Raw genomic sequence first — 21,590 nt, 5'->3', positions numbered from 1 at the left:
TGACACGTGGCAACCTGGATCACCACCCCCGCCGAGCTGGACACATACCGCCAGCAGCGGCCGACCCGCATCGGCCTGGATACCGAATTCATCCGTGAACGCACCTTCTGGCCACAGCTGGCGCTGGTGCAGATGGCCGTCGGCGAGGACGTCCTGCTGATCGACCCGTTGATTCCCGGCATGCCCGAGGCCTTGGCGCCGTGGCTGGCCGATGAATCCATCACCAAGGTGATGCACAGCGCCAGCGAAGACCTGGTGGCGTTCAAGTGGACCTGCGGCGTGCTGCCACGTCCGTTGTTCGACACCCAGATCGGCGCCGCGCTGGCTGGCATCGGTGCTGGCATGGGCTACCAGAAGCTGGTGCAGGAGATCACCGGCGTGGCACTGGAAAAGGGCGAAACCCGCTCTGACTGGATGCGCCGGCCGTTGTCGGACTCCCAGCTGAAGTACGCCGCCGACGACGTCGAGCATCTGTTCGCGATGCACGACGCGATCTCCGCCAAGCTGGAAACGCTGGGGCGCCAGCAGTGGCTGCACGACGATGGCGAGCGGCTGCTGGCCAGCGTGGCCAATGACGAAGACCGCTGGCCCCACCTGGGCATGCGCTCGGCGCAGTTCCTGGACGCGCCCGCGCAGCGCCGCCTGCTGCGCCTGCTGCGTTGGCGCGACGTGCAGGCGCGCGCCAGCGACCGCCCGCGCAGCTGGATCCTGGACAATGAACTGGCCGCTACCCTGGCACGCACTCCGCCAGCCGATGCCGCTGCAGTGAGCAAGCTGTTCGAACAGTTCCCGAAGGCGCCGCGCAAGCTGGCCGCTGCGGTATGGCAGGCGCTGGACACGCCGCTGGCCGACGAAGCCGATGCGCCGTTGGCGATGCAGGCCAGCGATGCCAGCAAGCAGCTGCTGAAGAAGCTGCAGGATGCGGTGGCCGAACGCAGCCGCGAGCTCGGCCTGGCCGACGGCGTGCTGGCCTCACGCAAGCATCTGGAAAGCTATCTGGAGCATCGCCAGTGGCCGGCTGCACTGGCCGGTTGGCGCCAGCAGGAACTGGAGCCGCGGTTGCAGGCGTTGTTGCCCGCAGCCTGAGGAACCGGGACGGACAACGAAAGACGGCGCTCGATGAGCGCCGTTTTCGATACTCCAACCGGTAGTGCTTACCAGTTCATGTTCAGCGAGACACCCACGGTGCGCGGTTCGTTGTAGACCGCGGCCATGTAGTTCTCGATCACACCCTTGAGGTTCTTCTCGTTGGTGATGTTGCGCGCGAAAAGCGCCACTTCGTAGGCACCGTAGTTGCCCGAATAGCCGATCTTCAGGCCACCCTCGAAATCACCCTTGGAGTTGAACTCCTTGCTGTCGTACAGCACGAAGCTGGTGTAGCCCTGCTTGTTCCAGTCGGTGGACACGAACATCGTTGCCGCGTCGCTGACCGGGAAGTCGTAGCGCGCTGCCAGGTTGATGTTGTACTTCGGTGCGTTCGGCAGCGGGTTGCCATCGATCTGTGCGAAGGTGTTGGCACCGACCTTGATGGTCGGATCGTTCACCGTGCACACCACCTGGCCGTTCAGGCCGCAGACCTGCGCGTAGACGCGCTTGTCCTTGATCTCGCTGTGCAGCAGGCTCAGGCCGGCGCTCAGGGTCAGGTTCTGGATCGGGCGCAGCTCCATGTCCGCTTCGAAGCCGTAGGCCTTGGCCTTGTCTGCGTTGAACAGCACGCCGTTGCCGTCCGAATCGTTGCCGTTGAGCTGGATGTCGTTGACGGTGTAGGTGAACGCGGTGGCGTTCAGGCGCAGGCGGTTGTCCCACAGGCTGCTCTTCACGCCCGCTTCCCACGACAGGATCGTCTCCGAATCAGCGGTGGTGAAGTCGGCATTGAACACCGCCGAACGGCCCTGGATGGTCGGGCCACGGAAGCCGCGGGCAACCTTCGCATAGACGCTCACATCCGGGGTGATCTGATACATCGCGCTCAGATCCCAGCTCGGGGTGGTGTCGGTCATCTTGACGTCGGTGCGGCCCTTGTAGGTGACCAGGCCGGCAGCGGTATCGGCCGTCTTCAGCAGACGGGTGTGCTTCTCATCGCGGGTCTGGCGCAGGCCGGCGGTGACGGTGAACTTGTCGGTGAAGGCGTAGCTGAGCTGGCCGAAACCGGCCCAGGAGGTGTTCTTGTTGCGCAGGCGCACCCAATTGTTCGGGTTGCGCGCAGCGCCCTTCAGGAACCAGGCGCGCTGGTAGAAGTCGGTGGTGTCGCTGCCGTTGAAGTAGAACGCACCGGCCTGCCACTGCAGGGCGCTGTCGTCATGGCTGGCCAGGCGGAACTCCTGGGTCCACTGGTCCAGGTCACGGATCTGGCCCATCGACTGGCCGTAGCCGTTCGGCACGCCATTGACCGGGAAGTTGACCGCAGCGCCGCCGTCGGTGTCACCGCGGCTGTAGCCGGAAGTGGTCTCGTAAGCGGTGATCGAGGTGAAGTCGATCGCGCCGAAGTCATAACGTGCCTTCACCGAACCGCCGTAGGTCTTGTACGCCTGCGGGTTGTTGTCGGCCTCGTCGTAGGCGACCTGGTCGCGCGGCACGTCGGTCTGGTTCGAGCCCTTGGTCAGTGCGTTGCGCAGGAACAGGGTCGAGGTGCCTTCGTAGTCGCGGGCGTGGGCCGAAGCAAGGATCGAGAACTGGTCGCTCGGGGTCAGCAGCAGCTGCGCGCGCACGTTGCGGTCGTCGAAGCCGCCCATGGCGTTCTTCTTCGGGCTGACCGTGCCATCGGCGCTGGGGCCGGTGTAGGTGTTGTCGACGTAGTCGTCGCGGTGCTGGTACAGCGCCGACACGCGGAACGATGCGATGTCGTTGATCGGGCCGCCGAAGCCACCGTCGATCGACACGCTGTTGTAGGAGGCATAGCTGGCGCTGACGCGGCCGCTGTAGTCCTGGGTCGGCTTGAGGGTGTCGAACTTGACGATGCCGGCGGTGGTGTTGCGACCGAACAGCGAGCCCTGCGGACCGCGCAACACTTCCACCTGGTCCACGTCATAGACCGGGTTGGACTTCAGCACCACGTGCTCCAGCACGACGTCGTCCTGGATGATCGACACCGGCTGCGAGGCACCGAGGTAGAAATCGATGTTGCCCAGGCCGCGGATGTAGAAGCGCGGGAAGATGCGGCCGGTGGTGGTTTCCGCATACAGGCTCGGCACGCGGCCGGACAGCGCCAGCAGGGTGTCGTCGCCGCCGGCGGTGAAGTCGCGCATGCGCTCGCCCTGCACCACGCCTACCGACACCGGCACTTCCTGCAGGTTCTGCTCGCGGTGCTCGGCGGTCACGGTGATGGTGTCCAGCCCGGTCGGGGTCGGTGCACTGTCCTGCGCGGCAGCACCGAAGCTGGCAGCCAGCGCCAGGCCTGCACAGGCCAGGGCCAGCGGATGGCGACGGAAGGAAACGAAGGAGGACGACATGCCCGACGAACGGCGGGAATCGGAATGGGAAGGCATCGAAAGCTCTGAGGAGGCGTCCGTGCGGCCTGCGCTGGCCGGGCGGCAAATAGGAGGAAAACTGCGCAAGCGGCCATTATCCTCCAAATTGTTACAATTTCGTTGCGCCGGCAGACAGCAGGGGTATCAGGCCGTTTTCGGCACAGTCCGGCCTCAGCCCTGCTGCGGTAACGGCGCCAACGCGACCTCGACCATCGCCAGCAGGCGTTCGCGGCTGATGCCGTCTCGCGCCTGCACCGAGATGCCATGCAGCACCGTGGCGAAATGATCGCCCAGCGCCTGCACGGATAGATCGGCCGCCAGCTCGCCAGCCGCCTGCGCCTGCTGCAGCCGCGCGATGATCGCCGCCGTGCGCTGGCGGCGGTGGCTGGCCAGCCAGTCGCGTACGCCCTCGCCATCCGGTGACACGCTGCTGGCCGAGGACACTACCAGGCAGCCATGCGGACGACCGCGACGGGTGTAGGTCAACACGGCATCCCGCAGCATGCTGCCGATCGCATCGCGCAGTGACGCCTGCTCCAGCGCGCGCGGCGCGAAGCCGCCCTCCCCTTCCTCGTACAGCGCCACCGCTTCGCGGAACAGCTGCTCCTTGCTGCCGAACGCGGCGTAGATGCGGGCCGAGGCAATGCCAAGCGCTTCGACCAGGGCCGACATCGAGGTGCCCTCATAGCCGTGCTGCCAGAACAGCAGCATCGCCTTGCGCAATGCCTCGTCCCTGTCGAATTCGCGCGGTCGCCCTGCCATCTGCCTGCCTGCCGTTCTGAGGCGCGCAGTGTAACGCGGGTGTTGACCATCCCGATGCACGCGCCTATTCTTTGTCGACCGACAAAAAATTGGAGCAACACATGCAAACCCTCAAAGGCCCCAGCCTGCATCTGGCGCAGTTCGCTGGCGACCAGGCGCCGTTCGACAGCCTGTCCGGCATCGCCGCCTGGGCAGCCGGTCATGGTTTCAAGGCCCTGCAGATTCCGGCATGGGACGCGCGCCTGTTCGACCTGGCCACCGCCGCCGACAGCCAGGACTACTGCGATGACCTGCGTGGCACCCTGGCCGAGCACGGCCTGCAGGTCAGCGAGCTGACCACCCACATCCTGGGCCAGCTGGTGGCGGTGCATCCGGCCTACGATGAGCTGTGCGATGGTTTCGCACCGGAAGCACTGCGCGGCAATCCGCAGGCACGCAGCGAATGGGCACAGCAGCAGCTGCATCTGGCCGCCCGCGCCTCGCGCCGGCTCGGGCTGCAGGACATGGGCACCTTCTCCGGCTCGTTCGCCTGGCCTTACCTGTTCCCCTTCCCGCAGCGTCCGCCGGGCCTGATCGATGCCGCATTCGATGAGCTGGCGCGCCGCTGGCGGCCGATCCTCGATACCTGCGAGGACAACGGCATCAACCTCTGCTACGAAATCCATCCCAGCGAAGACCTGCACGATGGCACCAGCTTCGAACGCTTCTTCGAGCGTGTGGGCCAGCACGAGCGCTGCCGCATCCTGTTCGATCCCAGCCACTTCGTGCTGCAGCAGCTGGATTACCTGCAGTTCCTGGACATCTACCATCCGCTGATCCGCATGTTCCACGTCAAGGATGCGGAGTTCCGTCCCAACGGCCGCCAGGGCATCTACGGTGGCTACGCCGACTGGACCGAACGCGCGGGCCGCTTCCGCTCGCTGGGCGATGGCCAGGTCGATTTCAGGTCGATCTTCTCCAAGTTGGCGCAGTACGACTACGCCGGCTGGGCAACGCTGGAATGGGAGTGCTGCCTGAAGGACCAGGAAGCCGGTGCGCGCGAAGGTGCCGCCTTCATCCGCGACCACATCATCCCGGTCACCGACAAGATCTTCGACGACTTCGCCGGCGCGCCGATCAGCAGCGCCCAGATGCAGCACATGCTCGGCATCGCCTGAGCCCCCACAGGAACATCCCCATGACGAATTTTTCCACCGCTGGTACCCCCGGCGACGACACCCTGCGCCACCACTACCGGCGCATCGACGGCCAGCGCGTGCATTGCGTCTCCGCCGGCAGCGGTCAACCGGTGCTGCTGATTCCCGGCTGGCCGCAGACCTGGTACGCCTGGCGCCACGTGCTGCATGCCCTGGCCGAGGCCGGCTTCGAAGCGATCGCGGTCGACCCGCCCGGCATCGGCGAATCCGATCGCCCTGCGCACGGCTACGACACCGGCAGCGCCGCCGCAGTACTGCACCAGACCATGCAGGCGCTGGGCCACGAGCGCTATCAGGTGGTCGGCCATGACATCGGCATGTGGATCGCCTATGCATTGGCCAGCGACCAGCCGCAGGCGGTGCAGCGCCTGGCCGTGACCGAAGCGGTGATTCCCGGGTTGGCGCCTGAGCCGGGCATCTTCGCCGCGCCGGCCGACAACATCTTCCTGTGGCACTTCATGTTCAACCAGGTGGCCGATCTGCCCGAGGCTCTCATCAGCGGTCGCGAACGCGCGTACCTGGACTTCATGTTCGACCGCTGGTCCTACCGGCGCGACGCGGTAGCCAGCGAAACCTACATCGCCGCCTACAGCCGCCCCGGCGCGTTGCGTGCAGGCTTTGCCTGGTACCGCGCGATTCCGGAAACCATCCGCCAGAACCAGCTCCGCGCACAACGCCGGTTGACGATGCCGGTACTGGCCATCGGCGCCGAGCACGCCACCGGCAACGCCCCCATGCTGACCCTGCAGCCGCACGCCGATGACCTGCGCGGCAGCGTCGTGCCAGGCTGTGGCCACTTCATCATGGAAGAAGCACCGGACGCCTTCCTCGCCCAGCTGCTGCCGTTCCTGCAGGAGGCTGAGCATGCCGCTTGAACCTGCGTTGCAATCGTTCGTGGATGCGGTGGCGGCGCAACCATTGCCGGACGATCTGCTGGAAGTGCGTGCACTCAGCGAACAGGCGCTGCCCACGCTGCAGGGTGCCACCGAGGCGGTATCGCATGTCGTGGAGCACGTGGTGAGCGCACGCGACGGCCATGCACTGGTCGTGCGCCTGTACACGCCCGCAGCCATCAGCACGGAACCGCGCCCGGCCCTGTTGTTCGCCCACGGCGGTGGCTGGTTCCAGTGCTCGCTGGCGGTCTATGACGGCCCCTGCCGGGCCCTGGCCAATGCCAGCGGCCATGTCATCGCTGCCGTCGGCTATCGCCTGGCGCCGGAGCATCCGTTCCCGACGCCGCTGCACGACGTCGCCGATGCCTGGCTGTGGCTGCAGGCCCATGCCGCCGCGCTGGGTCTTGATCCGGCGCGTCTGGTCATCGGCGGCGACAGCGCCGGCGGCAATCTCGCCGCCGCGTGCTGCCTGCTGCTGCGCGATCAGGGACTGCCGTTGCCATCGCATCAACTGCTGCTGTATCCGGCACTGGATGCCACCATGGCCAGCGGCTCCTACCGTGAGTTCGCCGACGGCTACTACCTCAGCGCCGGACTGATGCAGCGCTGCTGGCAGGCCTATCTCGGCGACAGTGACCGCCGACAGGCGCTGGCTTCGCCCCTGCTCGCCCGCGATCTGCGTGGCCTGCCGGCGGCCACGGTGCTGAGCTGTGAGTTCGATCCGCTGCGCGATGAAGCTGAACACTACGCCGCGAAACTGCGCGACGCGGGTGTGGACTGCACGCTGGAGCGCCTGCCGGGGATGATCCACGCCTGCATCCACCTGCATGGTATTTCAGCGGCGACCGACATCGCGATCCAGCGCGCGGCGGCCCTGCTGCCCTGAAACGACGGGCCGCAGTGGGACGCAGCGACGACTCCGCTGCGTGCCTTGCGCCCCACTTGGCAGCCGCCACGTGACGGCGTTATGCTAGGGCCGTCACGTGGCGCCAGCTCCGCTGCCCACGGGATGCATTACACCCATGGGGCCATAGCTCAGCTGGGAGAGCGCGTCGTTCGCAATGACGAGGTCAGGAGTTCGATCCTCCTTGGCTCCACCATATGAAAAACAGAGAGCCCCGGCACTGCCGGGGCTTTCTGTTTTGGCCAGACGCTCAAGCCGGGTCCTGGCTGCCGTCCTTGCGTTGCGGGCTGCGCGAATGGGTATCGCGCACCTGCTCATCGCGCTGCCCGGGCCGCTGCTTTGCCACCTCATCCTGCCGCTGGTCCTGCCGGCTCTCCTGCACGCCATGCTTGGGGTCAGCCTGTTCCTTGTCGCGCTCGCTCATCGAAAGCTCCATCACTCGGCGGGAGGCCGATGCTTCCGGCAACGCTAAGGCGTGCGGCGTGAGCCGCAGGTCAGTCCAGCGCCAACACGGTGTGCAGCCACGGCCTTGCGACCGCAACCGGCCCACCTCCAGAATCAGAACGCATCATGTCTATTGGAAATTGCCATGCCCTCTCGTGCGCAGTCCGCTTCGCCAGCAGCGCCAATGACCATCGACGCCGCCGAAGGACGCATCCAGATCGGCAACCTGCCGACCCGGATCGGCCCCGCGCTGTCACTTGACCAGGCGCGCATCGCGTTTGCCGCGTGGATCCACGGCGAACGCGATGTCGGCACAGGCTATCTGTGGCTGAGCCTGCAGGGGCTGAGCCTGGGCGGCGCCAGCGCAGGGATCAGCCTGTGCTTCCACGGCCAACAACTGGACATGGTGGCGATGGGCGTCGAGCTGCCCGGTGCAACACTGCAGGAGGGTTGGCCGACCCAGGCGGCCATCGACGCCGAAGTTGCCTTCATGAAGCACACGCTCGGCGCGGCACTGGGGCGGACGCTGGCCGGTGGGCACGCCCGCTTCGACTGGGGCGAGGCCTGGGCCCGTTTCGATCCGAAGGGGTTCATGGCCAGCAGCGGCATCCGCTACCGGCCACGCCGGTGAGCATGCTCAGGTGCGGGTAATCGACACTCCTCCCTCGACACGCATCGCGCTGCCCGTGACGAAACTGCTTTCATCGCTGGCCAGGAACAACGCCGCGTTGGCGATCTCCTCCGGCTCAGCCATGCGCTTGAGGGCGTGCAGCGAGCGCACGAACTCACGCGCGTCGCCCGTGGGCGCGGCCTGCCGGCCCATCTCGGTGTCGGTGCCGCCGGGCAGCAGCACGTTGCTGCGTACGCCGCGCGCACCGTACTCGGCGGCGATCACCTGGCTCAGGCCGATCAGCCCGGCCTTGCTCGCTGCATAGGCCGCCATGCCCGGGAATCCCACGGTGTGGCCGACGAACGTGCCGATGAACACCAGCGAGCCACCGCCGCGAGCCAGCAGTGCCGGCAACTGCGCGCGCGCGGCATGGAAAGCGGCATCCAGGTTGGTGGCCACCACCTCGCGACAGGCATCGACAGGTAGCTCTGCGGTGGGCAGGCTGGGGCCCAGCATGCCGGCGTTGTTGATGGCGGCGTCCAATCCGCCAAACGACTGCTCGGCCAGATCGACCAGCACCTGCGCGGTGGCAGGATCGGCCACGTCACCCGCATGCACGGCCACTTCGCCGCCGCTTGCGCGGATCTGTGCAGCCAGTTCATGAAGCGGCTGTGGTCGCCGCGCATTGAGGACCAGTCGCGCGCCCTCGGCGGCGAAACGCAGTGCGCTGGCGCGGCCGATGCCGGCGCTGGCGCCGGTGATGAGGATGATCTTGTCGTGCAGCCGCATGGGTGTGCTCCGGGTTGGGATGTGCCAGTCACCATGCGCTTGTGCAGCGCTGCCGACACTCCGTTTCCGGACCCGGCAGTGGGTGCAGGAAACGGAGTTTCCGCCGCCCTGGTGCATGCCAGAATCACGGCATGGACAGCACCGCCGCCATCGCCCTGGATTCCCGTATCGAACGGGTCTGCCGTCATCTGCAGGCCAGCGTCGACGAACCGTCGCTGCAGGAACTGGCCGACATCGCCGGCTGCAGCCCGACCCGCCTGCACCGCCTGTTCAAGCAGGCCACCGGCCTGACGCCGAAGCAGTACGCCACCGCCCTGCGCGCCGACCGCCTGCGCGAAGGGCTGCAGCGCCAGGACCGCATCACCGATGCCTTCCATGAGGCCGGATTCGGTTCCAGTGGGCGCTTCTACGAAAATGCACCCCGCCTGTTGGGGATGACACCCAAGCGCTGGCGCGCCGGCGGCGGCGGCGAGATCATCCGATTCGCGATTGCACAGAGCACGCTGGGCAGCGTACTGGTGGCAAGCAGCAGCACCGGCGTGGTCGCGATCCTGCTGGGCGATGATCCAGAAGCGTTGCTGCACTCCCTGCAGCAGCGCTTTCGACACGCTGAACTGGTAGGTGCTGACCCGGGTTACGAACATCTCATTGCACAGGTCATCGGCCTGGTCGAAGAGCCCGCGCGCGGCACCGCGTTGCCGCTGGATATCCGTGGCACCGCCTTCCAGCAGCGGGTATGGCAGGCACTGCAGCGCATTCCGCACGGGCAGATCGCGTCCTACTCCGACATCGCAGCGCGCATCGGCGCTCCGCGTGCCAGTCGCGCGGTAGCCCGCGCCTGTGCCAGCAATCCTCTCGCGGTGGCGGTGCCCTGCCACCGCGTGGTGCGGCGCGACGGAGATCTGTCCGGCTATGCCTGGGGCGTTGAACGCAAGCGCGAACTGCTGAGGCGGGAAAAGATGGCCCGTCGCTGACGCGATCGCTCAATCCAGCTTCACCACCAGCTTGCCGAAGTTGCGCCCCTGCAGCAGGCCAAAGAAGGCTTCCGGTGCATTCTGCAGACCCTGCACGACGTCTTCGCGGTATTGGATGCGTCCATCGCGCAGCCACTGCGGCATGTCACGCTCGAAATCCGGCCACAGATGCTTGAAGTCATGGACGATGAAGCCACGCACGGTCAGGCGCTGGCGCAGGATCTGGCTGAACAGCGCCGGCAGCCGATCCGGCCCCGGCTGCGCGACGCCGCGGGCGTTGTAGGTGGCGATGGTGCCGCACACCGGAATGCGCGCGAAATCATTGAGCAGCGGCAGCACGGCATCGAGCACATGCCCACCCACGTTCTCGAAGTACACGTCGATGCCATCCGGCACGGCAGCGCGCAGCTGTTCGGCAAAACCAGAGGCGCGATGGTCCAGCGCCACGTCCACGCCCAGTGTTTCCAGATAGGCACGCTTGTCCTCACCGCCGGCGATGGCAACCACGCGCGCGCCCTGCAGCTTGGCCAACTGGGCCACGGTGGCGCCGACCGGTCCACTGGCAGCGGCCACCACCAGGGTCTCGCCGGGTTGCAGCTTGCCGATTTCGATCAGGCTGGAGTACGCGGTGAACCCCGGCATGCCGTACACGCCCAACGCTGTGCTCAGCGGCAGCCCGGCCGGATCCAGGCGCCGGCTGATCGCATCACCCGCCACCACGGCATGCGTCTGCCAGCCGCCGGGGGCCAGCACCAGCTCGCCCACCGCCAGGCCAGGCGCCTGCGACTGCAGCACCTCGGCCACGGTCTGGCCCTCCATCACCGCATCCACTGCCACCGGCGGCGCGTACGACGGGCCGTCGTCCATGCGTCCGCGCATGTACGGGTCCAGCGACAGGTAGCGGTTGCGCAGCAGCACCTGGCCCGGGGCCAATGCCGGCAGCGGCACCTGCTCGAGGCGGAAGTTGGCGGCGACCGGCGCACCTTGCGGGCGCGAGGCAAGCACGATGCGGGTAGTTGAATTGGACATGTCCAATGGCTCTGCTGCGGGCAGCGTCGGGAGGGGAACCGCGACAGTACGCCGCGCCCTGCCCTCGTGGATGCCATGAAAACAGCGTTCCATTGGCGCCTTCCCTGCTCCGCCGCTGCATCGCCTGCCGCGTCAGGTTTGGTGTCATCGGCAGGCCGCTGTTTTCCGCGTCAGGTAATCCCATCCGGTTGGCTCAACGCAGGATCAACCACTTGCAGCGTCTTCCGCCGGCCACAGACACCAATGTGAAGGTTTTTTTCCAAAACGCTTGCCGAACCTGTCCTACGTCCGTAATATGCGCGTCCTCGGCAGCGATATCGCTGCAACGAAACAAGTGGCCGAGTAGCTCAGTTGGTAGAGCAGGGGATTGAAAATCCCCGTGTCGGCGGTTCGATTCCGTCCTCGGCCACCACTTTCGAAGACCTGCAGAAATGCGGGTCTTTTTTTTCTACATGGCCGAGTAGCTCAGTTGGTAGAGCGGGGGATTGAAAATCCCCGTGTCGGCGGTTCGATTCCGTCCTCGGCCACCATGTTCAAAGACCTGCAGAAATGCAGGTCTTTTTTTGTCCGTGACTTTGCGTCCACGCACGACATGGATCGCGCCGCATCGATCCTGCGCGGATGCGGCACGTGGGTTGACGAAACATTCACACCTCCGCGCGCCGTGCACCCTACGCTCCAGAGTCCTGCCCGGAGCCGACCAATGCGCTTGCACCCTGCCCTGCTCGCCTGCCTGCTGCTTTTCGCCGCACCGGCACTCGCTGCCGAGCCCCTGCGCGCGGTCAGCGAACTGGACATCGATCGCTATGCCGGCCAGTGGCACGAGATCGCCCATCTGCCGGTGTCGTTCCAGAAGCAATGCGTGGGCGAGATCACTGCCAACTACGGGCTGCGCCGCGATGGCCGGATCAGCGTCACCAACGCCTGCCGCAAGGCCGATGGCGAGCGGATTGTCGCCGAGGGTGTGGCGCGGCCCGTTGCCGGGCAGCCCGGCCAACTGCAGGTACGCTTCGTTCCCGACTGGCTGAGCTGGGTGCCCCTGGTCTGGGCCGACTACTGGGTGATCGCGCTGGACCCGGACTACCAGTGGGCGATGGTCGGTGAACCCGGCCGCAGGTATCTGTGGATCCTCGCGCGCCTGCCGGAGATGGACCGCGCCTTGTTCGACCGGCTCAAGGCAAAGGCCGAAGCGATGGGCTACGACCTCGCACCACTGCGCATGATGGCGCCCCTGCGCGACACGCCCGCCGATTGAGGCGGCGCCCAACCGGCGCACGCCACGCCCGTAATCCAGCATCACGCACGCCTGACGTGCATCTTCACGCGCTACCCTCTGTGGCCGGTCGCCACGGGCGACCCTTTCCACCATACGCCGTAGTATGCTTATCCCACGCACCGCCTTCAGAGGACCTGCGCCCATGTTCCACCGCTTCCGTACCGTCTTGATCGTCCTGTGCACCTTGGCCCTGGTCGCTTGCGGCGAGGGCATCGTCAAGCGCGTTTCGGAACCGGCCGCGAGCCTGCAGCAGCTGACCGTGCAGGCCAACGGCGACTGGACTGTCGCCCTGCGCCTGCAGAACTACAGTTCGATGCCGATGAGCTTCGACGATGTCGCACTGGTCTTGACCATCGGCGACACCGAAGCAGGCCCCCTGTCAGCCAAGCCGGGCATCTCCATCGGCGGCGTCTCTGCCGATGTCATCAACGTGAACTTCAAGCCCAGCCCGGCCGCGCGCCTGGTGATCGCCGACGCACTGGCCAGCAACCGCACCCTCGCCTACAGCCTGAAGGGCACGGTGTCGGCCACGCCGCAGGAAAAGAAGCAGCGCACCTTCGATATCAACAGCCGCAGCACGCTCAACCAGGCCCCGGGCCTGCCCGGCGTGCTGCGCTGATCTCCGCTTTCCGCCGCGACGCATCGCGCCGCTCCCCCTGTTACTGATCAAATCGAGACGCACCGATGAGCAGCTACACCGCCCCGCTTTCCGACCTTCGTTTCGGCCTGCACGATGTGCTGAAGGTCGAGCCGCTGTTCGCCCGTCTTGGCTTCACCGACGCCACCGCCGATGTAGTCGATGCGGTGCTGGAAGAAGCCGGCCGCTTCAGCGCCAACGTGCTGGCCCCGCTCAACAGCGTTGGCGACGAGATCGGCTGCGTGCTCGACCAGGCCAGCGGCGAAGTGACCACGCCACCCGGCTTCAAGCAGGCCTACGACCAGTTCGTCGACGGCGGCTGGACCGGCCTGACCGCATCGCCGGAACTGGGCGGCCAGGGTCTGCCGCACACGCTCGGCGTGCCGCTCAATGAAATGATCAACGCCGCCAACCTGGCCTGGGGCAACTTCCCGCTGCTGTCGCACGGCGCCATCGAAGCGCTGAAGCAGCACGGCGAAGCCTGGCAGCACGAGGCCTTCCTGAAGCCGCTGATCGAGGGCCGCTGGACCGGCACCATGTGCCTGACCGAACCGCATTGCGGCACCGACCTGGGCCTGCTCAAGACCAAGGCCGAGCCGAACGCCGATGGCAGCTATTCGATCACCGGCACCAAGATCTTCATCACCGCCGGCGAGCACGACCTGACCGGCAACATCGTGCACCTGGTGCTGGCCAAGCTGCCCGATGCGCCCCCGGGTGCCAAGGGCATCTCGCTGTTCGTCACCCCGAAGTTCAAGGTCGACCGCGACGGCAACGTCGGTGAGCGCAACGCGCTGCGCTGCGGCTCGATCGAGCACAAGATGGGCATCAAGGGCTCGGTCACCTGCGTGATGAATTTCGATGGCGCCCAGGGCTACCTGGTCGGCCAGCCGCACAAGGGCCTGCAGGCGATGTTCACCATGATGAACACTGCGCGCCTGGGTGTCGGCCTGCAGGGCATCGGCCTGTCCGAGCGCGCCTACCAGAACGCGCTGAAGTACAGCCGCGAGCGCCTGCAGTCGCGCTCGCTCAGCGGCGCCAAGTTCCCGGACAAGCCGGCCGACCCGATCCTTGTGCATCCGGACGTGCGTCGCATGCTGCTGACCATCAAGTCGCTGGTGGAAGGCAGCCGCCTGCTGGCCCTGCACGCGGCCACCCTGATCGACGTCGCCCACCATGCGGAAGATGCCGGCGAACGCGAGCGCGCTGACACCCTGGTGAGCTTCCTGACCCCGATCTCCAAGGCCTGCCAGACCGAATGGGGCATCGAGAACACCTACAACGCCCTGCAGTGCTTCGGCGGCCACGGCTACATCCGCGAACACGGCATGGAACAGCTGGCCCGCGATGCGCGCATCACCACCTTGTATGAAGGCACCACCGGCATCCAGGCGCTGGACCTGATCGGCCGCAAGACCGCGTCCAGCCAGGGCGCTGGCCTGAAACTGATGCTGGCCGAGATCGAGGCGTTCGCCAAGGCGAATGAAGGCAACGAGAGCCTGGCCGAGTTCATCGGCCCGCTGCGCGCCAAGGCCGCCGAATGGGGCAAGCTGACGATGGACGTGCTGCAGCGTTCGGCCGCCAATCCGGACGAACTGGGCGCGGCCAGCTACGACTACCTGTTCTATTCGGGTTATGTGGTGCTGGCCTACTGGTGGGCCCGCAGCGTTGCCGCCGCCGATGCCAGCGCACACGGCGCGGCATTCGCCCAGGGCAAGCGCGAGACCGCACGTTTCTACTTCGCCCGCGTGCTGCCACGCACCCTCAGCCACGCCGCCGCCATCCAGGCGGGCGCCGCACCGCTGATGGCAATGGACGACGAACGCTTCGGCGCCTGAGCCGGGCCGCAGCAGGCACCCACGGTGGTGCCGGCCGCTGGCCGGCAACCGCAACAGCTGGAGCAACAGCAACAGCTGGTTTCCTGCGGGATGGCGCGGTGGGTCCAATTGCGGGGGACGGCGCAAGTACGTCCCTGTAGCCTCGATCGCGCCATCCATGGCGCTCACGCCCCCGCAACCGGACCCACCCCGCCTTTGACAATTCCCCGCGGCTGTTGGTATTTGTGTATCGCCCAGCGGGCGATACACAAATCGTCAACATTCAGGTATAAGCTGTTTTCCCGATGGAGACAGACACTACACGCTTGGGTCTGATCGAAGCCGGAGCTCCGTTTTCTGCTCCGGGCGCCGAAGCATCGCCCAACGCCACGACGCTGCATCGCCCCGGCACGGTCCGGTTGCTCTCACTGGATGGTCATGGCCGGGTCCTGGACTGGATCACCTGGCAGGACGCGGCCTGTCTCTACGCCCGCGATGCCGTCGCCTGGACCCTCGGCGATCCCTGCCTGCACATCCACGGTGGGACCAATCGTCGCAGCGGCATGCAGAGCGGAATGGACCTGCACCCGATCATCGCCGCGCGCGGCCATGCCCGCTCGCGTGCACTGGACCCGACACCGAACCTGACCAACCCGGCCCTGTTCGCCCGCGACGCCCATCTCTGCCTTTACTGCGGCCAGCAATTCGGACGCCCTACCCTGACCCGCGACCACGTCATGCCCTTGTCCAAGGGCGGCCTGGATACCTGGGAAAACGTAGTCACCGCCTGCTTCCACTGCAATTCGCGCAAGAGCGACCGCACCCCGCAACAGGCCGGCATGCCGCTGCTGGCGGTGCCCTACCGGCCGAGCTGGATCGAGCACCTGATCCTGTCCAACCGCAACATCCTGGCCGACCAGATGGCGTTCCTGAGGGCCCAGCTGCCCAAGCGTTCCAAGCTCTGCACCTGAACATCCGGGAATGCAACCCTCACCGTCCTGTCACGGGCGGCGGCGTTTGCTTGCCCCACCCCCGTTTGAGGGCGAAAATGGGCGTTCAGAAAAAGTGCGAACATGATGATCGACTCTGCCCGCTATCCCCGCCTCGCGCGCATCCAGACACCGGATGACCTGCGCACGTTCGACGAATCCGAACTGAAGGCGGTCGCCGATGAACTGCGTGCCTACCTGATCGAATCGGTCGGCAAAAGCGGTGGCCATTTCGCCGCCGGCCTGGGCGTGATCGAGCTCACCGTGGCCCTGCACTACCTGTATCAGACGCCGCTCGACCAGCTGGTCTGGGACGTCGGCCACCAGACCTATCCGCACAAGATCCTCACCGGTCGCCGCGACGAGATCCATACCGTCAAGCAGAAGGATGGCGTCGCGCCGTTCCCCAAGCGCGAGGAAAGCGAGTACGACACCTTCGGTGTCGGCCACTCCTCGACCTCGATCTCGGCGGCGCTGGGCATGGCCATCGCGCGCCAGACCGAAGGTGACGACCGCAAGATCGTGGCCGTGATCGGCGATGGTGCGATGACCGCCGGCATGGCGTTCGAAGCGCTGATGCACGCCGGCGGCATGGACCCGGAACCGAACCTGCTGGTGATCCTCAACGACAACAACATGTCGATCTCCGAGGCAGTGGGCGGGCTGACCAAGATGCTCGGCCGCGCCACCGGCAGCCGCACGCTCAATGCGCTGCGCGAAGGCGGCAAGAAGATCCTCGGCGACAAGAAGAACAATCCCGCGCGTTTCGTGAAGCGCTGGGAAGAACACTGGAAGGGCATGTTCGTGCCGTCCACGATGTTCGAGGAAATGGGCTTCCATTACACCGGCCCGATCGATGGTCATGACCTGCCGGCGCTGCTGTCCGCGCTGAAGACGCTGCGGGCCTCCAAGGGGCCGAAGCTGCTGCATGTGATGACCACCAAGGGCAAGGGTTACGAGCCGGCCGAAGGCGACCAGATCGGCTACCACGCGGTGGGCCCGTTCGATCCGGACAAGGGTCTGGTGGCCAAGACAGGCGCGAAGAAGCCGACCTACACCGACGTGTTTGGCGACTGGTTGTGTGACGCCGCCGCGGCCGAGCCGCGCCTGTACGGCATCACCCCGGCGATGCGCGAAGGCTCGGGCCTGGTGCGCTTCAGCAGGGAATATCCGCAGCGCTACTTCGATGTGGCCATCGCAGAGCAGCACGCGGTAACCCTGGCCGCAGGCATGGCCACCCAGGGCGGCAAGCCGGTGGTGGCGATCTATTCCACCTTCCTGCAGCGCGCGTACGACCAGTTGGTGCACGACGTGGCCATCCAGGACCTGGATGTGCTGTTCGCGATCGATCGCGCCGGCGTCGTCGGCCCGGACGGTGCAACCCACGCCGGCAACCTCGACCTCAGCTTCCTGCGCTGCGTGCCGAACATGGTGGTGATGGCCCCCTCCAACGAGGCCGAGTGCCGGCAGATGCTCAGCACCGGCCTGCAGCACCCCGGCCCGGCTGCGGTGCGCTACCCGCGCGGCAGCGGTACAGGCGTGGATGCCGGCAGCGATCTGTCGACCCTGCCGATCGGCAAGGGCGAGCTGCGCCTGCAGGGCAACCGCGTCGCTCTGCTCGCGTTCGGCAGCACCGTCGCCGCCGCCGAACAGGTGGGTCGCGAACTGGGTTTGAGCGTGGCCAACATGCGTTTCATCAAGCCACTCGATCGCGAGCTGGTGCTGGCGATGGCCAGCCAGCACGACGCACTGGTGACGATCGAGGACAACGTGGTCGCAGGCGGCGCCGGCTCGGCCGTGGCCGAACTGCTCAATGCCGAGGACGTGCTGCGTCCGATCCTGCACCTGGGCCTGCCCGATGCCTTCCAGCATCACGCCAGCCGCGAGGATCTGCTGGCCGAGGCCGGCATCGATGCGGCCGGCATCCGTGCGGCCCTGCTCAAGCGCTGGCCGCATCTGGCCGCCGGCAACCCGCCGTTGAGCGCGGCGGGCTGAGCGCCGCGGGGGTCATGGGGCCATCATGCGTGGCTCCCCAGGCCCCGCATCCACGCATGGCGTGGATAGGTACCGGTGGCGCAGAAATAATCCACGCATGGCGTGGATCTACCAGGGTAAAGGTAGATCCACGCCATGCGTGGATGGCGCAGACCATGCCGACAACGGCGTGCTCAGCCGTAGCTGATCGCCTCGACAAACGCACCGCTGGACTCCACCCGCACCGAGGCGCGCTGGCCGGTATCGGTGAAATGCAGGCGGGCCAGGGTTTCGGCGAAATCGAAGGCACGGACGCCATCACGGAACTCGATCGGTTCCGGCTTGTCCGGGTGCAGCACGCGCCATTGGCGCTGCTCACATTGCAGTCGGATCAACATGCGTTGCTCACTCCTTGAACAGCGTATCGACGACGAGAGAATGACCGCACCAGGCACGACAGGAATGGCCAGTGCGAACCGGGACGCGCAAGGCGTCCCGGGAGTCGACAATACGAGGAAAGAAGTGTGATCGCTATCAGATTTTTCTGATCTTGAGCCGATTGCGACAGCCCCTCAGTTCACCTGGAACTGGGCCCTGCAGCCATTGCTGACCCAGATGCCACGACGGTCCCAGCCCCAGGTCTGGCCTTCGACGCAGGCACTGCGCGATTCCTGCCGTACCAGGCGCACGCCGCGACGAACCTGCGCATCGCAGTACTGCTGGCGCCGGTCATTGGAATGGCAGGCAATCACCTGGCCACCCCCAACCACCGCCGCCACCGCCCGGCCGCCGGTATTCACCGACGAATTCGGCACGGCAGCCCTGGGTGACCCATACACCGTAACGGGACTGGCCCCAGGTCTCACCTTCCACACAGGGGGAGCCGGACAACTGGCGGATCATGCGCGCACGCCCCTCCAGCCGGCATTCGTTGCTGCGGTTCTTGACCGATTCGCAGCGCACGATGCCATTGCCACCACGATCATCGTAGCGATCGTCGTAGCCATAGTTCTGCGCCTGCACGCCGCCAGCGGCAGCCATCATCGGCAACAGGGTGCACGCCACGGTGCGCCAAGTGAGTCCCTTGCCCATCCCTCGTCTCCAGGTGAATACGGTGGAGGCAAGCATCAGCGATTCCCGGCGTGCCGCACAGAGGGAGCTGCGACGGCGGTTTTTCCCCCATTCAACCAACCCAACCGCAACTGACTGCGGCTGCGGTGGCTCAGCGGCCGAAGTGCAGCGCGTCGACCGCGGTGCCCAGCGCTTCCACGCGTACGGTGCTGTGCTGGCCGGTACGGCAGTGATGTTCGCTGGCCCGCGAGGCGGCGGCATCGAAGGCGGCCGCACCGGTGCTGAACACTTCGGTCGTGCGTGTCTGCGGATCCAGGACGGACCAGCGCTGGGCGTTGCATTGGACAGTGATGACCATGTTGGGCTCCTGCGGTTCTGGGAAATCGGGGAACGGCGCAAGGCCAATCTCCGATGCCTGACCAGCCTAGCCAGCGCCCCGGGGAAGACCTATCGGATTTATCCGAAAACTCCCCACCATCGCCTCAGAAAGCACCCCCCTCACATCCCTGAGCCGATTTAGGAAATTCGTTCCGTGACCCTTGTCACGAAGTCAGCCGCGCTTCACACTACCGTCATCAACAGGGGCCCCTTCCACATGCGCACCTCGCTTCCGCTGCAGCGTTCGACGCTTCTGAAGTTGTATTTCGCCGCCAGCTACGTGGTACTGATCGAAGAACTGGTCCGCGCATCGCTGAGTTGAGGATCGGACAGCGGTGCTTGCCGCTGCTGCCGGGACCGAACAGACTGTCGGTTTACGGCACGGAGCCGCGCCCATGAAAGTCCTGATGCTGATCCCGCTGCTGGCCCTTGCCGCGTGTGCCAGCCCGGAAAAACCCGTCACCCGTGACGCCGCCACATCCGTGGTCGGTGGCGATCGCGATGCGCACGGTTGCATCGGTTCGGCCGGCTATCAGTGGTGCGAACGCAGCCAGCGCTGCGAGCGCCCGTGGGAACTGGCACAGGCGCAGGGCCTGGCCAACACCGCCGAAGCCATCGATGCCTACTGCGCCACCCCGGCGTCGCCGGCACGCAGGTAACGCCCCCCATGACTGACCTGACCCCGCTGCCCGCGCTGGCACCCGGCCGCTACCGCCACTTCAAAGGTGGCGAGTACGAAGTGATCGACATCGTCCGCAGCAGTGAGACGCTGCAGCCGATGGTTCTCTACCGCGCTCTGTATGGCGAGGGCGGCCTGTGGGTGCGACCCTATACGATGTTCATCGAGCAGGTGCCCGGCGAGCACGGCCCGCAGGCGCGTTTCGCCCGCATCAGCGACTGAGCGGTGCGGCTCACGCCGCGCGCACGGTATCGCCGGGCATGCTGAAGACCCCCTGCGAGACGGAACCCGCATGCGCCACACCCTGTTGATCGCCCTGTCGCTGGCCAGTACCCCGGTGCTGGGCGCGGAGCCTCCCAGCTTTGATCGTCCCGGCATTGGCTTCGGCACCGACACGGTGCCGCGTGGCGGCCTTGCCGTCGAACTGGGCCTGCCCAGCTATCAACGTGAGCGTGATCGCGACGGCCTGCGCACGACGACGCTGTCCAGCGACCTGCTGCTGCGCACGGGCCTGGCGCCGGGCTGGGAACTGCAGTTGGCGTCCACGCCATGGCAGCGTCAGCGAGAACGTGGCCCCGACATGCCGCGCACGCAGCAGCGCGGCGCCGGCGACAGCACCGTCGGAGTGAAATGGGCAGGTCCCGGCAGTACCGAGCGCACGGCGTGGGCGCTGCTGGCCAGCGGGGTGATCGCGCGTGGCGATGCAGCCTTCAGCGACGGCCGCCAGTACGCGCTGGCCGCCAGCGTCGAGCACAGCTTCAACGACCGCTGGAGCGGCGCGCTGTATGGCAGTCATCAGCGTGGCGCCGGCCAGCGCAGCACCACCTGGTCGCCCAGCCTCTCGTTGAGCGTGACCGAACGGCTGGGCACCTATCTCGAAGCCGGTTTCACCCACGCCAACCAGCAACCCGACCAGGCCATCGCCGGCGCAGGGCTGACCTGGATGCTGCGGCCGAACGTGCAGCTGGACGCCTCGTTCGACCTGGGCCTCAATCGCAACAGCCCCGACCTGCAGCTCGGCACCGGCATCGCGTTCTATCTGCAGTGAGCTCACGACCTGATCGTGCGCGCCGGGCGCATCGCCCCGCGCTACAATCATACCGTCCAGTCGGTTTCGTTCCCCCCATGACAGAATCCCCTTCCCGCTCGCGCCGCAAGGCGCCCGACAGCGTGCGCCAGGCACTGCTGCACGCGACCGCCCACACCCTCGGCCAGAATGGGCTGGCAGCGCTCACCGTGCAGGACGTCGCCGATGCTGCGGGTGTCAGCAAGGGCGCGCTGTTCCATCATTTCAGCAGCAAGCAGGACCTGGTCGAGGCGACGCTGACCTCGCTCATCGCTGACTTCGAAGACAGAGTGCGTGCGGTGCTGCGACAGTCCCCGGCCCGCCATGGCCGCTTCAGCCGTGCCTATGTGCAGGTGAATTTCGAGCATCTGCTGCAGCAGGAGCAGATCAACGACATCGGGCTCACCATGGGCAACATGCTGGAGCCGGCGCTTCTGGTCTACTGGCGCACGTGGCTGCGCAGCATGCTCGCCGAGTTCCCGGATGAAGCCAGCGATCCGCGCCTGTACGCCGCGCGTTGCGTTGCCGATGGTTACTGGGCCACCGCCTATGGGCGGCCGCTGGACGAAAACGAGCGCCAGAATGCCCAGGCCATGGCCCTTGAGGCGCTGAAGCTGTGCGAACCGGCATGAGCA

General features: G+C 66.4%; 24 protein-coding genes and 3 tRNA genes. 18 read left to right on the top strand and 9 right to left on the bottom strand.

Annotated features, from left to right (window positions below; genetic code table 11):
* Positions 1–6 precede the first annotated feature (6 nt).
* The gene (gene rnd / locus TEP_RS05995; RefSeq protein ID WP_132824618.1) at positions 7–1,086 is read left to right on the top strand and encodes a ribonuclease D; all 1,080 of its coding nucleotides are present in this window, start codon (positions 7–9) and stop codon (positions 1,084–1,086) included.
* 68 nt (positions 1,087–1,154) lie between these two features.
* Here the strand turns inward: rnd and TEP_RS05990 are convergent, their stop codons facing one another.
* Positions 1,155–3,485 carry a TonB-dependent receptor gene (locus TEP_RS05990; RefSeq protein ID WP_132824617.1) on the bottom strand — a complete coding sequence of 777 codons (2,331 nt, stop codon included), beginning with the start codon at positions 3,483–3,485 and terminating at the stop codon, positions 1,155–1,157.
* Between the two features lie 153 nt (positions 3,486–3,638).
* Positions 3,639–4,229: a TetR/AcrR family transcriptional regulator gene (locus TEP_RS05985; RefSeq protein ID WP_132824616.1), complete on the bottom strand. Its 591-nt coding sequence runs from the start codon at positions 4,227–4,229 to the stop codon at positions 3,639–3,641.
* Positions 4,230–4,330: 101 nt separating this feature from the next.
* On the opposite strand from TEP_RS05985, the gene TEP_RS05980 reads away from it, so the two are divergent.
* From TEP_RS05980 to TEP_RS05965, 4 genes are all read left to right on the top strand, one after another.
* Positions 4,331–5,386, top strand: coding sequence for a sugar phosphate isomerase/epimerase family protein (locus TEP_RS05980; protein WP_117310883.1), 1,056 nt, complete (start codon positions 4,331–4,333; stop codon positions 5,384–5,386).
* 20 nt (positions 5,387–5,406) lie between these two features.
* The gene (locus tag TEP_RS05975; RefSeq protein ID WP_132824615.1) at positions 5,407–6,300 is read left to right on the top strand and encodes an alpha/beta hydrolase; all 894 of its coding nucleotides are present in this window, start codon (positions 5,407–5,409) and stop codon (positions 6,298–6,300) included.
* Complete coding sequence (locus TEP_RS05970; RefSeq protein WP_132824614.1) at positions 6,290–7,204, top strand: alpha/beta hydrolase; 915 nt, start codon at positions 6,290–6,292, stop codon at positions 7,202–7,204. Before TEP_RS05975 ends, TEP_RS05970 begins: the two co-directional genes overlap by 11 nt.
* 138 nt (positions 7,205–7,342) lie before the next feature.
* Positions 7,343–7,418 (top strand) — tRNA-Ala (locus TEP_RS05965).
* A 54-nt stretch (positions 7,419–7,472) separates the two neighbouring features.
* On the opposite strand, the gene TEP_RS19730 is transcribed toward TEP_RS05965, so the two are convergent.
* Complete coding sequence (locus tag TEP_RS19730) at positions 7,473–7,646, bottom strand: hypothetical protein (RefSeq protein ID WP_165933894.1); 174 nt, start codon at positions 7,644–7,646, stop codon at positions 7,473–7,475.
* A gap of 165 nt (positions 7,647–7,811) precedes the next feature.
* Between TEP_RS19730 and TEP_RS05960 the strand changes: the two genes are divergently transcribed.
* Positions 7,812–8,297 (top strand): hypothetical protein, encoded by a 486-nt coding sequence (locus TEP_RS05960; RefSeq protein WP_132824613.1) that lies wholly within the window; start codon positions 7,812–7,814, stop codon positions 8,295–8,297.
* A 6-nt stretch (positions 8,298–8,303) separates the two neighbouring features.
* Here TEP_RS05960 and TEP_RS05955 read toward each other — a convergent pair whose 3' ends face one another.
* The gene (locus TEP_RS05955) at positions 8,304–9,065 is read right to left on the bottom strand and encodes an SDR family oxidoreductase (RefSeq protein ID WP_132824612.1); all 762 of its coding nucleotides are present in this window, start codon (positions 9,063–9,065) and stop codon (positions 8,304–8,306) included.
* A 131-nt stretch (positions 9,066–9,196) separates the two neighbouring features.
* Here TEP_RS05955 and TEP_RS05950 point away from each other — a divergent pair, with 131 nt between their 5' ends.
* Positions 9,197–10,039, top strand: a complete 843-nt coding sequence (locus TEP_RS05950; RefSeq protein WP_132824611.1) for a methylated-DNA--[protein]-cysteine S-methyltransferase — start codon at positions 9,197–9,199, stop codon at positions 10,037–10,039.
* Between the two features lie 9 nt (positions 10,040–10,048).
* Here TEP_RS05950 and TEP_RS05945 read toward each other — a convergent pair whose 3' ends face one another.
* Entirely contained in the window at positions 10,049–11,068 is a 1,020-nt protein-coding gene (locus TEP_RS05945; protein ID WP_165933893.1) for an NADP-dependent oxidoreductase, read from the bottom strand.
* Positions 11,069–11,404: 336 nt separating this feature from the next.
* On the opposite strand from TEP_RS05945, the gene TEP_RS05940 reads away from it, so the two are divergent.
* The 7 genes from TEP_RS05940 (at position 11,405) to dxs (ending at position 17,782) form a co-directional block, all read left to right on the top strand.
* Positions 11,405–11,480: transfer RNA gene (locus TEP_RS05940), tRNA-Phe, on the top strand.
* Positions 11,481–11,522: 42 nt separating this feature from the next.
* Positions 11,523–11,598 (top strand) — tRNA-Phe (locus TEP_RS05935).
* A 173-nt stretch (positions 11,599–11,771) separates the two neighbouring features.
* Positions 11,772–12,323, top strand: coding sequence for a lipocalin family protein (locus TEP_RS05930; protein WP_165933892.1), 552 nt, complete (start codon positions 11,772–11,774; stop codon positions 12,321–12,323).
* Positions 12,324–12,486: 163 nt separating this feature from the next.
* Positions 12,487–12,963, top strand: coding sequence for an LEA type 2 family protein (locus tag TEP_RS05925; protein WP_132824608.1), 477 nt, complete (start codon positions 12,487–12,489; stop codon positions 12,961–12,963).
* A 65-nt stretch (positions 12,964–13,028) separates the two neighbouring features.
* Entirely contained in the window at positions 13,029–14,819 is a 1,791-nt protein-coding gene (locus TEP_RS05920) for an acyl-CoA dehydrogenase C-terminal domain-containing protein (protein WP_132824607.1), read from the top strand.
* Between the two features lie 284 nt (positions 14,820–15,103).
* A complete protein-coding gene (locus tag TEP_RS05910; protein ID WP_025876340.1) occupies positions 15,104–15,769 on the top strand; it encodes an HNH endonuclease in 666 nt (221 codons plus the stop codon).
* A 105-nt stretch (positions 15,770–15,874) separates the two neighbouring features.
* Positions 15,875–17,782 (top strand): 1-deoxy-D-xylulose-5-phosphate synthase, encoded by a 1,908-nt coding sequence (gene dxs / locus TEP_RS05905; protein ID WP_132824605.1) that lies wholly within the window; start codon positions 15,875–15,877, stop codon positions 17,780–17,782.
* A gap of 173 nt (positions 17,783–17,955) precedes the next feature.
* Here dxs and TEP_RS05900 read toward each other — a convergent pair whose 3' ends face one another.
* From TEP_RS05900 to TEP_RS05890, 4 genes are all read right to left on the bottom strand, one after another.
* Positions 17,956–18,159, bottom strand: coding sequence for a hypothetical protein (locus TEP_RS05900; RefSeq protein WP_032978640.1), 204 nt, complete (start codon positions 18,157–18,159; stop codon positions 17,956–17,958).
* A gap of 174 nt (positions 18,160–18,333) precedes the next feature.
* Positions 18,334–18,513 carry a DUF3011 domain-containing protein gene (locus TEP_RS20005; protein ID WP_276321356.1) on the bottom strand — a complete coding sequence of 60 codons (180 nt, stop codon included), beginning with the start codon at positions 18,511–18,513 and terminating at the stop codon, positions 18,334–18,336.
* Positions 18,491–18,889 (bottom strand): DUF3011 domain-containing protein, encoded by a 399-nt coding sequence (locus tag TEP_RS20000; RefSeq protein WP_276321355.1) that lies wholly within the window; start codon positions 18,887–18,889, stop codon positions 18,491–18,493. Before TEP_RS20000 ends, TEP_RS20005 begins: the two co-directional genes overlap by 23 nt.
* A gap of 94 nt (positions 18,890–18,983) precedes the next feature.
* On the bottom strand, positions 18,984–19,190 hold the full coding sequence (locus TEP_RS05890) for a hypothetical protein (RefSeq protein WP_132824604.1): 207 nt from the start codon (positions 19,188–19,190) through the stop codon (positions 18,984–18,986).
* 415 nt (positions 19,191–19,605) lie between these two features.
* On the opposite strand from TEP_RS05890, the gene TEP_RS05885 reads away from it, so the two are divergent.
* The 4 genes from TEP_RS05885 to TEP_RS05870 all read left to right on the top strand — a co-directional run bounded on the left by TEP_RS05885 (position 19,606) and on the right by TEP_RS05870 (position 21,587).
* Positions 19,606–19,869, top strand: coding sequence for a hypothetical protein (locus TEP_RS05885; protein WP_132824603.1), 264 nt, complete (start codon positions 19,606–19,608; stop codon positions 19,867–19,869).
* A gap of 8 nt (positions 19,870–19,877) precedes the next feature.
* A complete protein-coding gene (locus TEP_RS05880; RefSeq protein WP_049468868.1) occupies positions 19,878–20,111 on the top strand; it encodes a DUF1653 domain-containing protein in 234 nt (77 codons plus the stop codon).
* A 70-nt stretch (positions 20,112–20,181) separates the two neighbouring features.
* Entirely contained in the window at positions 20,182–20,937 is a 756-nt protein-coding gene (locus tag TEP_RS05875; protein ID WP_165933891.1) for a transporter, read from the top strand.
* 77 nt (positions 20,938–21,014) lie between these two features.
* Complete coding sequence (locus TEP_RS05870; protein ID WP_132824601.1) at positions 21,015–21,587, top strand: TetR/AcrR family transcriptional regulator; 573 nt, start codon at positions 21,015–21,017, stop codon at positions 21,585–21,587.
* Positions 21,588–21,590: the final 3 nt, after the last annotated feature.

It is taken from the genome of Stenotrophomonas sp. TEPEL, assembly GCF_004348785.1.
GTDB lineage: Bacteria > Pseudomonadota > Gammaproteobacteria > Xanthomonadales > Xanthomonadaceae > Stenotrophomonas > Stenotrophomonas indicatrix.
The sequence above is the reverse complement of the archived record's forward strand: the minus strand, read 5'-3'. Positions and strand labels throughout refer to the sequence as shown.

Bases quoted from the DNA above. Each gene is read 5' to 3' on its own strand.
- TEP_RS05990 (WP_132824617.1), bottom strand. From the start codon at position 3,485: ATGCCTTCCCATTCCGATTCCCGCCGTTCGTCGGGCATGTCGTCCTCC.
- TEP_RS05985 (WP_132824616.1), bottom strand. From the start codon at position 4,229: ATGGCAGGGCGACCGCGCGAATTCGACAGGGACGAGGCATTGCGCAAG.
- TEP_RS05980 (WP_117310883.1), top strand. From the start codon at position 4,331: ATGCAAACCCTCAAAGGCCCCAGCCTGCATCTGGCGCAGTTCGCTGGC.
- TEP_RS05975 (WP_132824615.1), top strand. From the start codon at position 5,407: ATGACGAATTTTTCCACCGCTGGTACCCCCGGCGACGACACCCTGCGC.
- TEP_RS05970 (WP_132824614.1), top strand. From the start codon at position 6,290: ATGCCGCTTGAACCTGCGTTGCAATCGTTCGTGGATGCGGTGGCGGCG.
- TEP_RS19730 (WP_165933894.1), bottom strand. From the start codon at position 7,646: ATGAGCGAGCGCGACAAGGAACAGGCTGACCCCAAGCATGGCGTGCAG.
- TEP_RS05960 (WP_132824613.1), top strand. From the start codon at position 7,812: ATGCCCTCTCGTGCGCAGTCCGCTTCGCCAGCAGCGCCAATGACCATC.
- TEP_RS05955 (WP_132824612.1), bottom strand. From the start codon at position 9,065: ATGCGGCTGCACGACAAGATCATCCTCATCACCGGCGCCAGCGCCGGC.
- TEP_RS05950 (WP_132824611.1), top strand. From the start codon at position 9,197: ATGGACAGCACCGCCGCCATCGCCCTGGATTCCCGTATCGAACGGGTC.
- TEP_RS05945 (WP_165933893.1), bottom strand. From the start codon at position 11,068: ATGTCCAATTCAACTACCCGCATCGTGCTTGCCTCGCGCCCGCAAGGT.
- TEP_RS05930 (WP_165933892.1), top strand. From the start codon at position 11,772: ATGCGCTTGCACCCTGCCCTGCTCGCCTGCCTGCTGCTTTTCGCCGCA.
- TEP_RS05925 (WP_132824608.1), top strand. From the start codon at position 12,487: ATGTTCCACCGCTTCCGTACCGTCTTGATCGTCCTGTGCACCTTGGCC.
- TEP_RS05920 (WP_132824607.1), top strand. From the start codon at position 13,029: ATGAGCAGCTACACCGCCCCGCTTTCCGACCTTCGTTTCGGCCTGCAC.
- TEP_RS05910 (WP_025876340.1), top strand. From the start codon at position 15,104: ATGGAGACAGACACTACACGCTTGGGTCTGATCGAAGCCGGAGCTCCG.
- dxs (WP_132824605.1), top strand. From the start codon at position 15,875: ATGATCGACTCTGCCCGCTATCCCCGCCTCGCGCGCATCCAGACACCG.
- TEP_RS05900 (WP_032978640.1), bottom strand. From the start codon at position 18,159: ATGTTGATCCGACTGCAATGTGAGCAGCGCCAATGGCGCGTGCTGCAC.
- TEP_RS20000 (WP_276321355.1), bottom strand. From the start codon at position 18,889: ATGCTTGCCTCCACCGTATTCACCTGGAGACGAGGGATGGGCAAGGGA.
- TEP_RS05890 (WP_132824604.1), bottom strand. From the start codon at position 19,190: ATGGTCATCACTGTCCAATGCAACGCCCAGCGCTGGTCCGTCCTGGAT.
- TEP_RS05885 (WP_132824603.1), top strand. From the start codon at position 19,606: ATGAAAGTCCTGATGCTGATCCCGCTGCTGGCCCTTGCCGCGTGTGCC.
- TEP_RS05880 (WP_049468868.1), top strand. From the start codon at position 19,878: ATGACTGACCTGACCCCGCTGCCCGCGCTGGCACCCGGCCGCTACCGC.
- TEP_RS05875 (WP_165933891.1), top strand. From the start codon at position 20,182: ATGCGCCACACCCTGTTGATCGCCCTGTCGCTGGCCAGTACCCCGGTG.
- TEP_RS05870 (WP_132824601.1), top strand. From the start codon at position 21,015: ATGACAGAATCCCCTTCCCGCTCGCGCCGCAAGGCGCCCGACAGCGTG.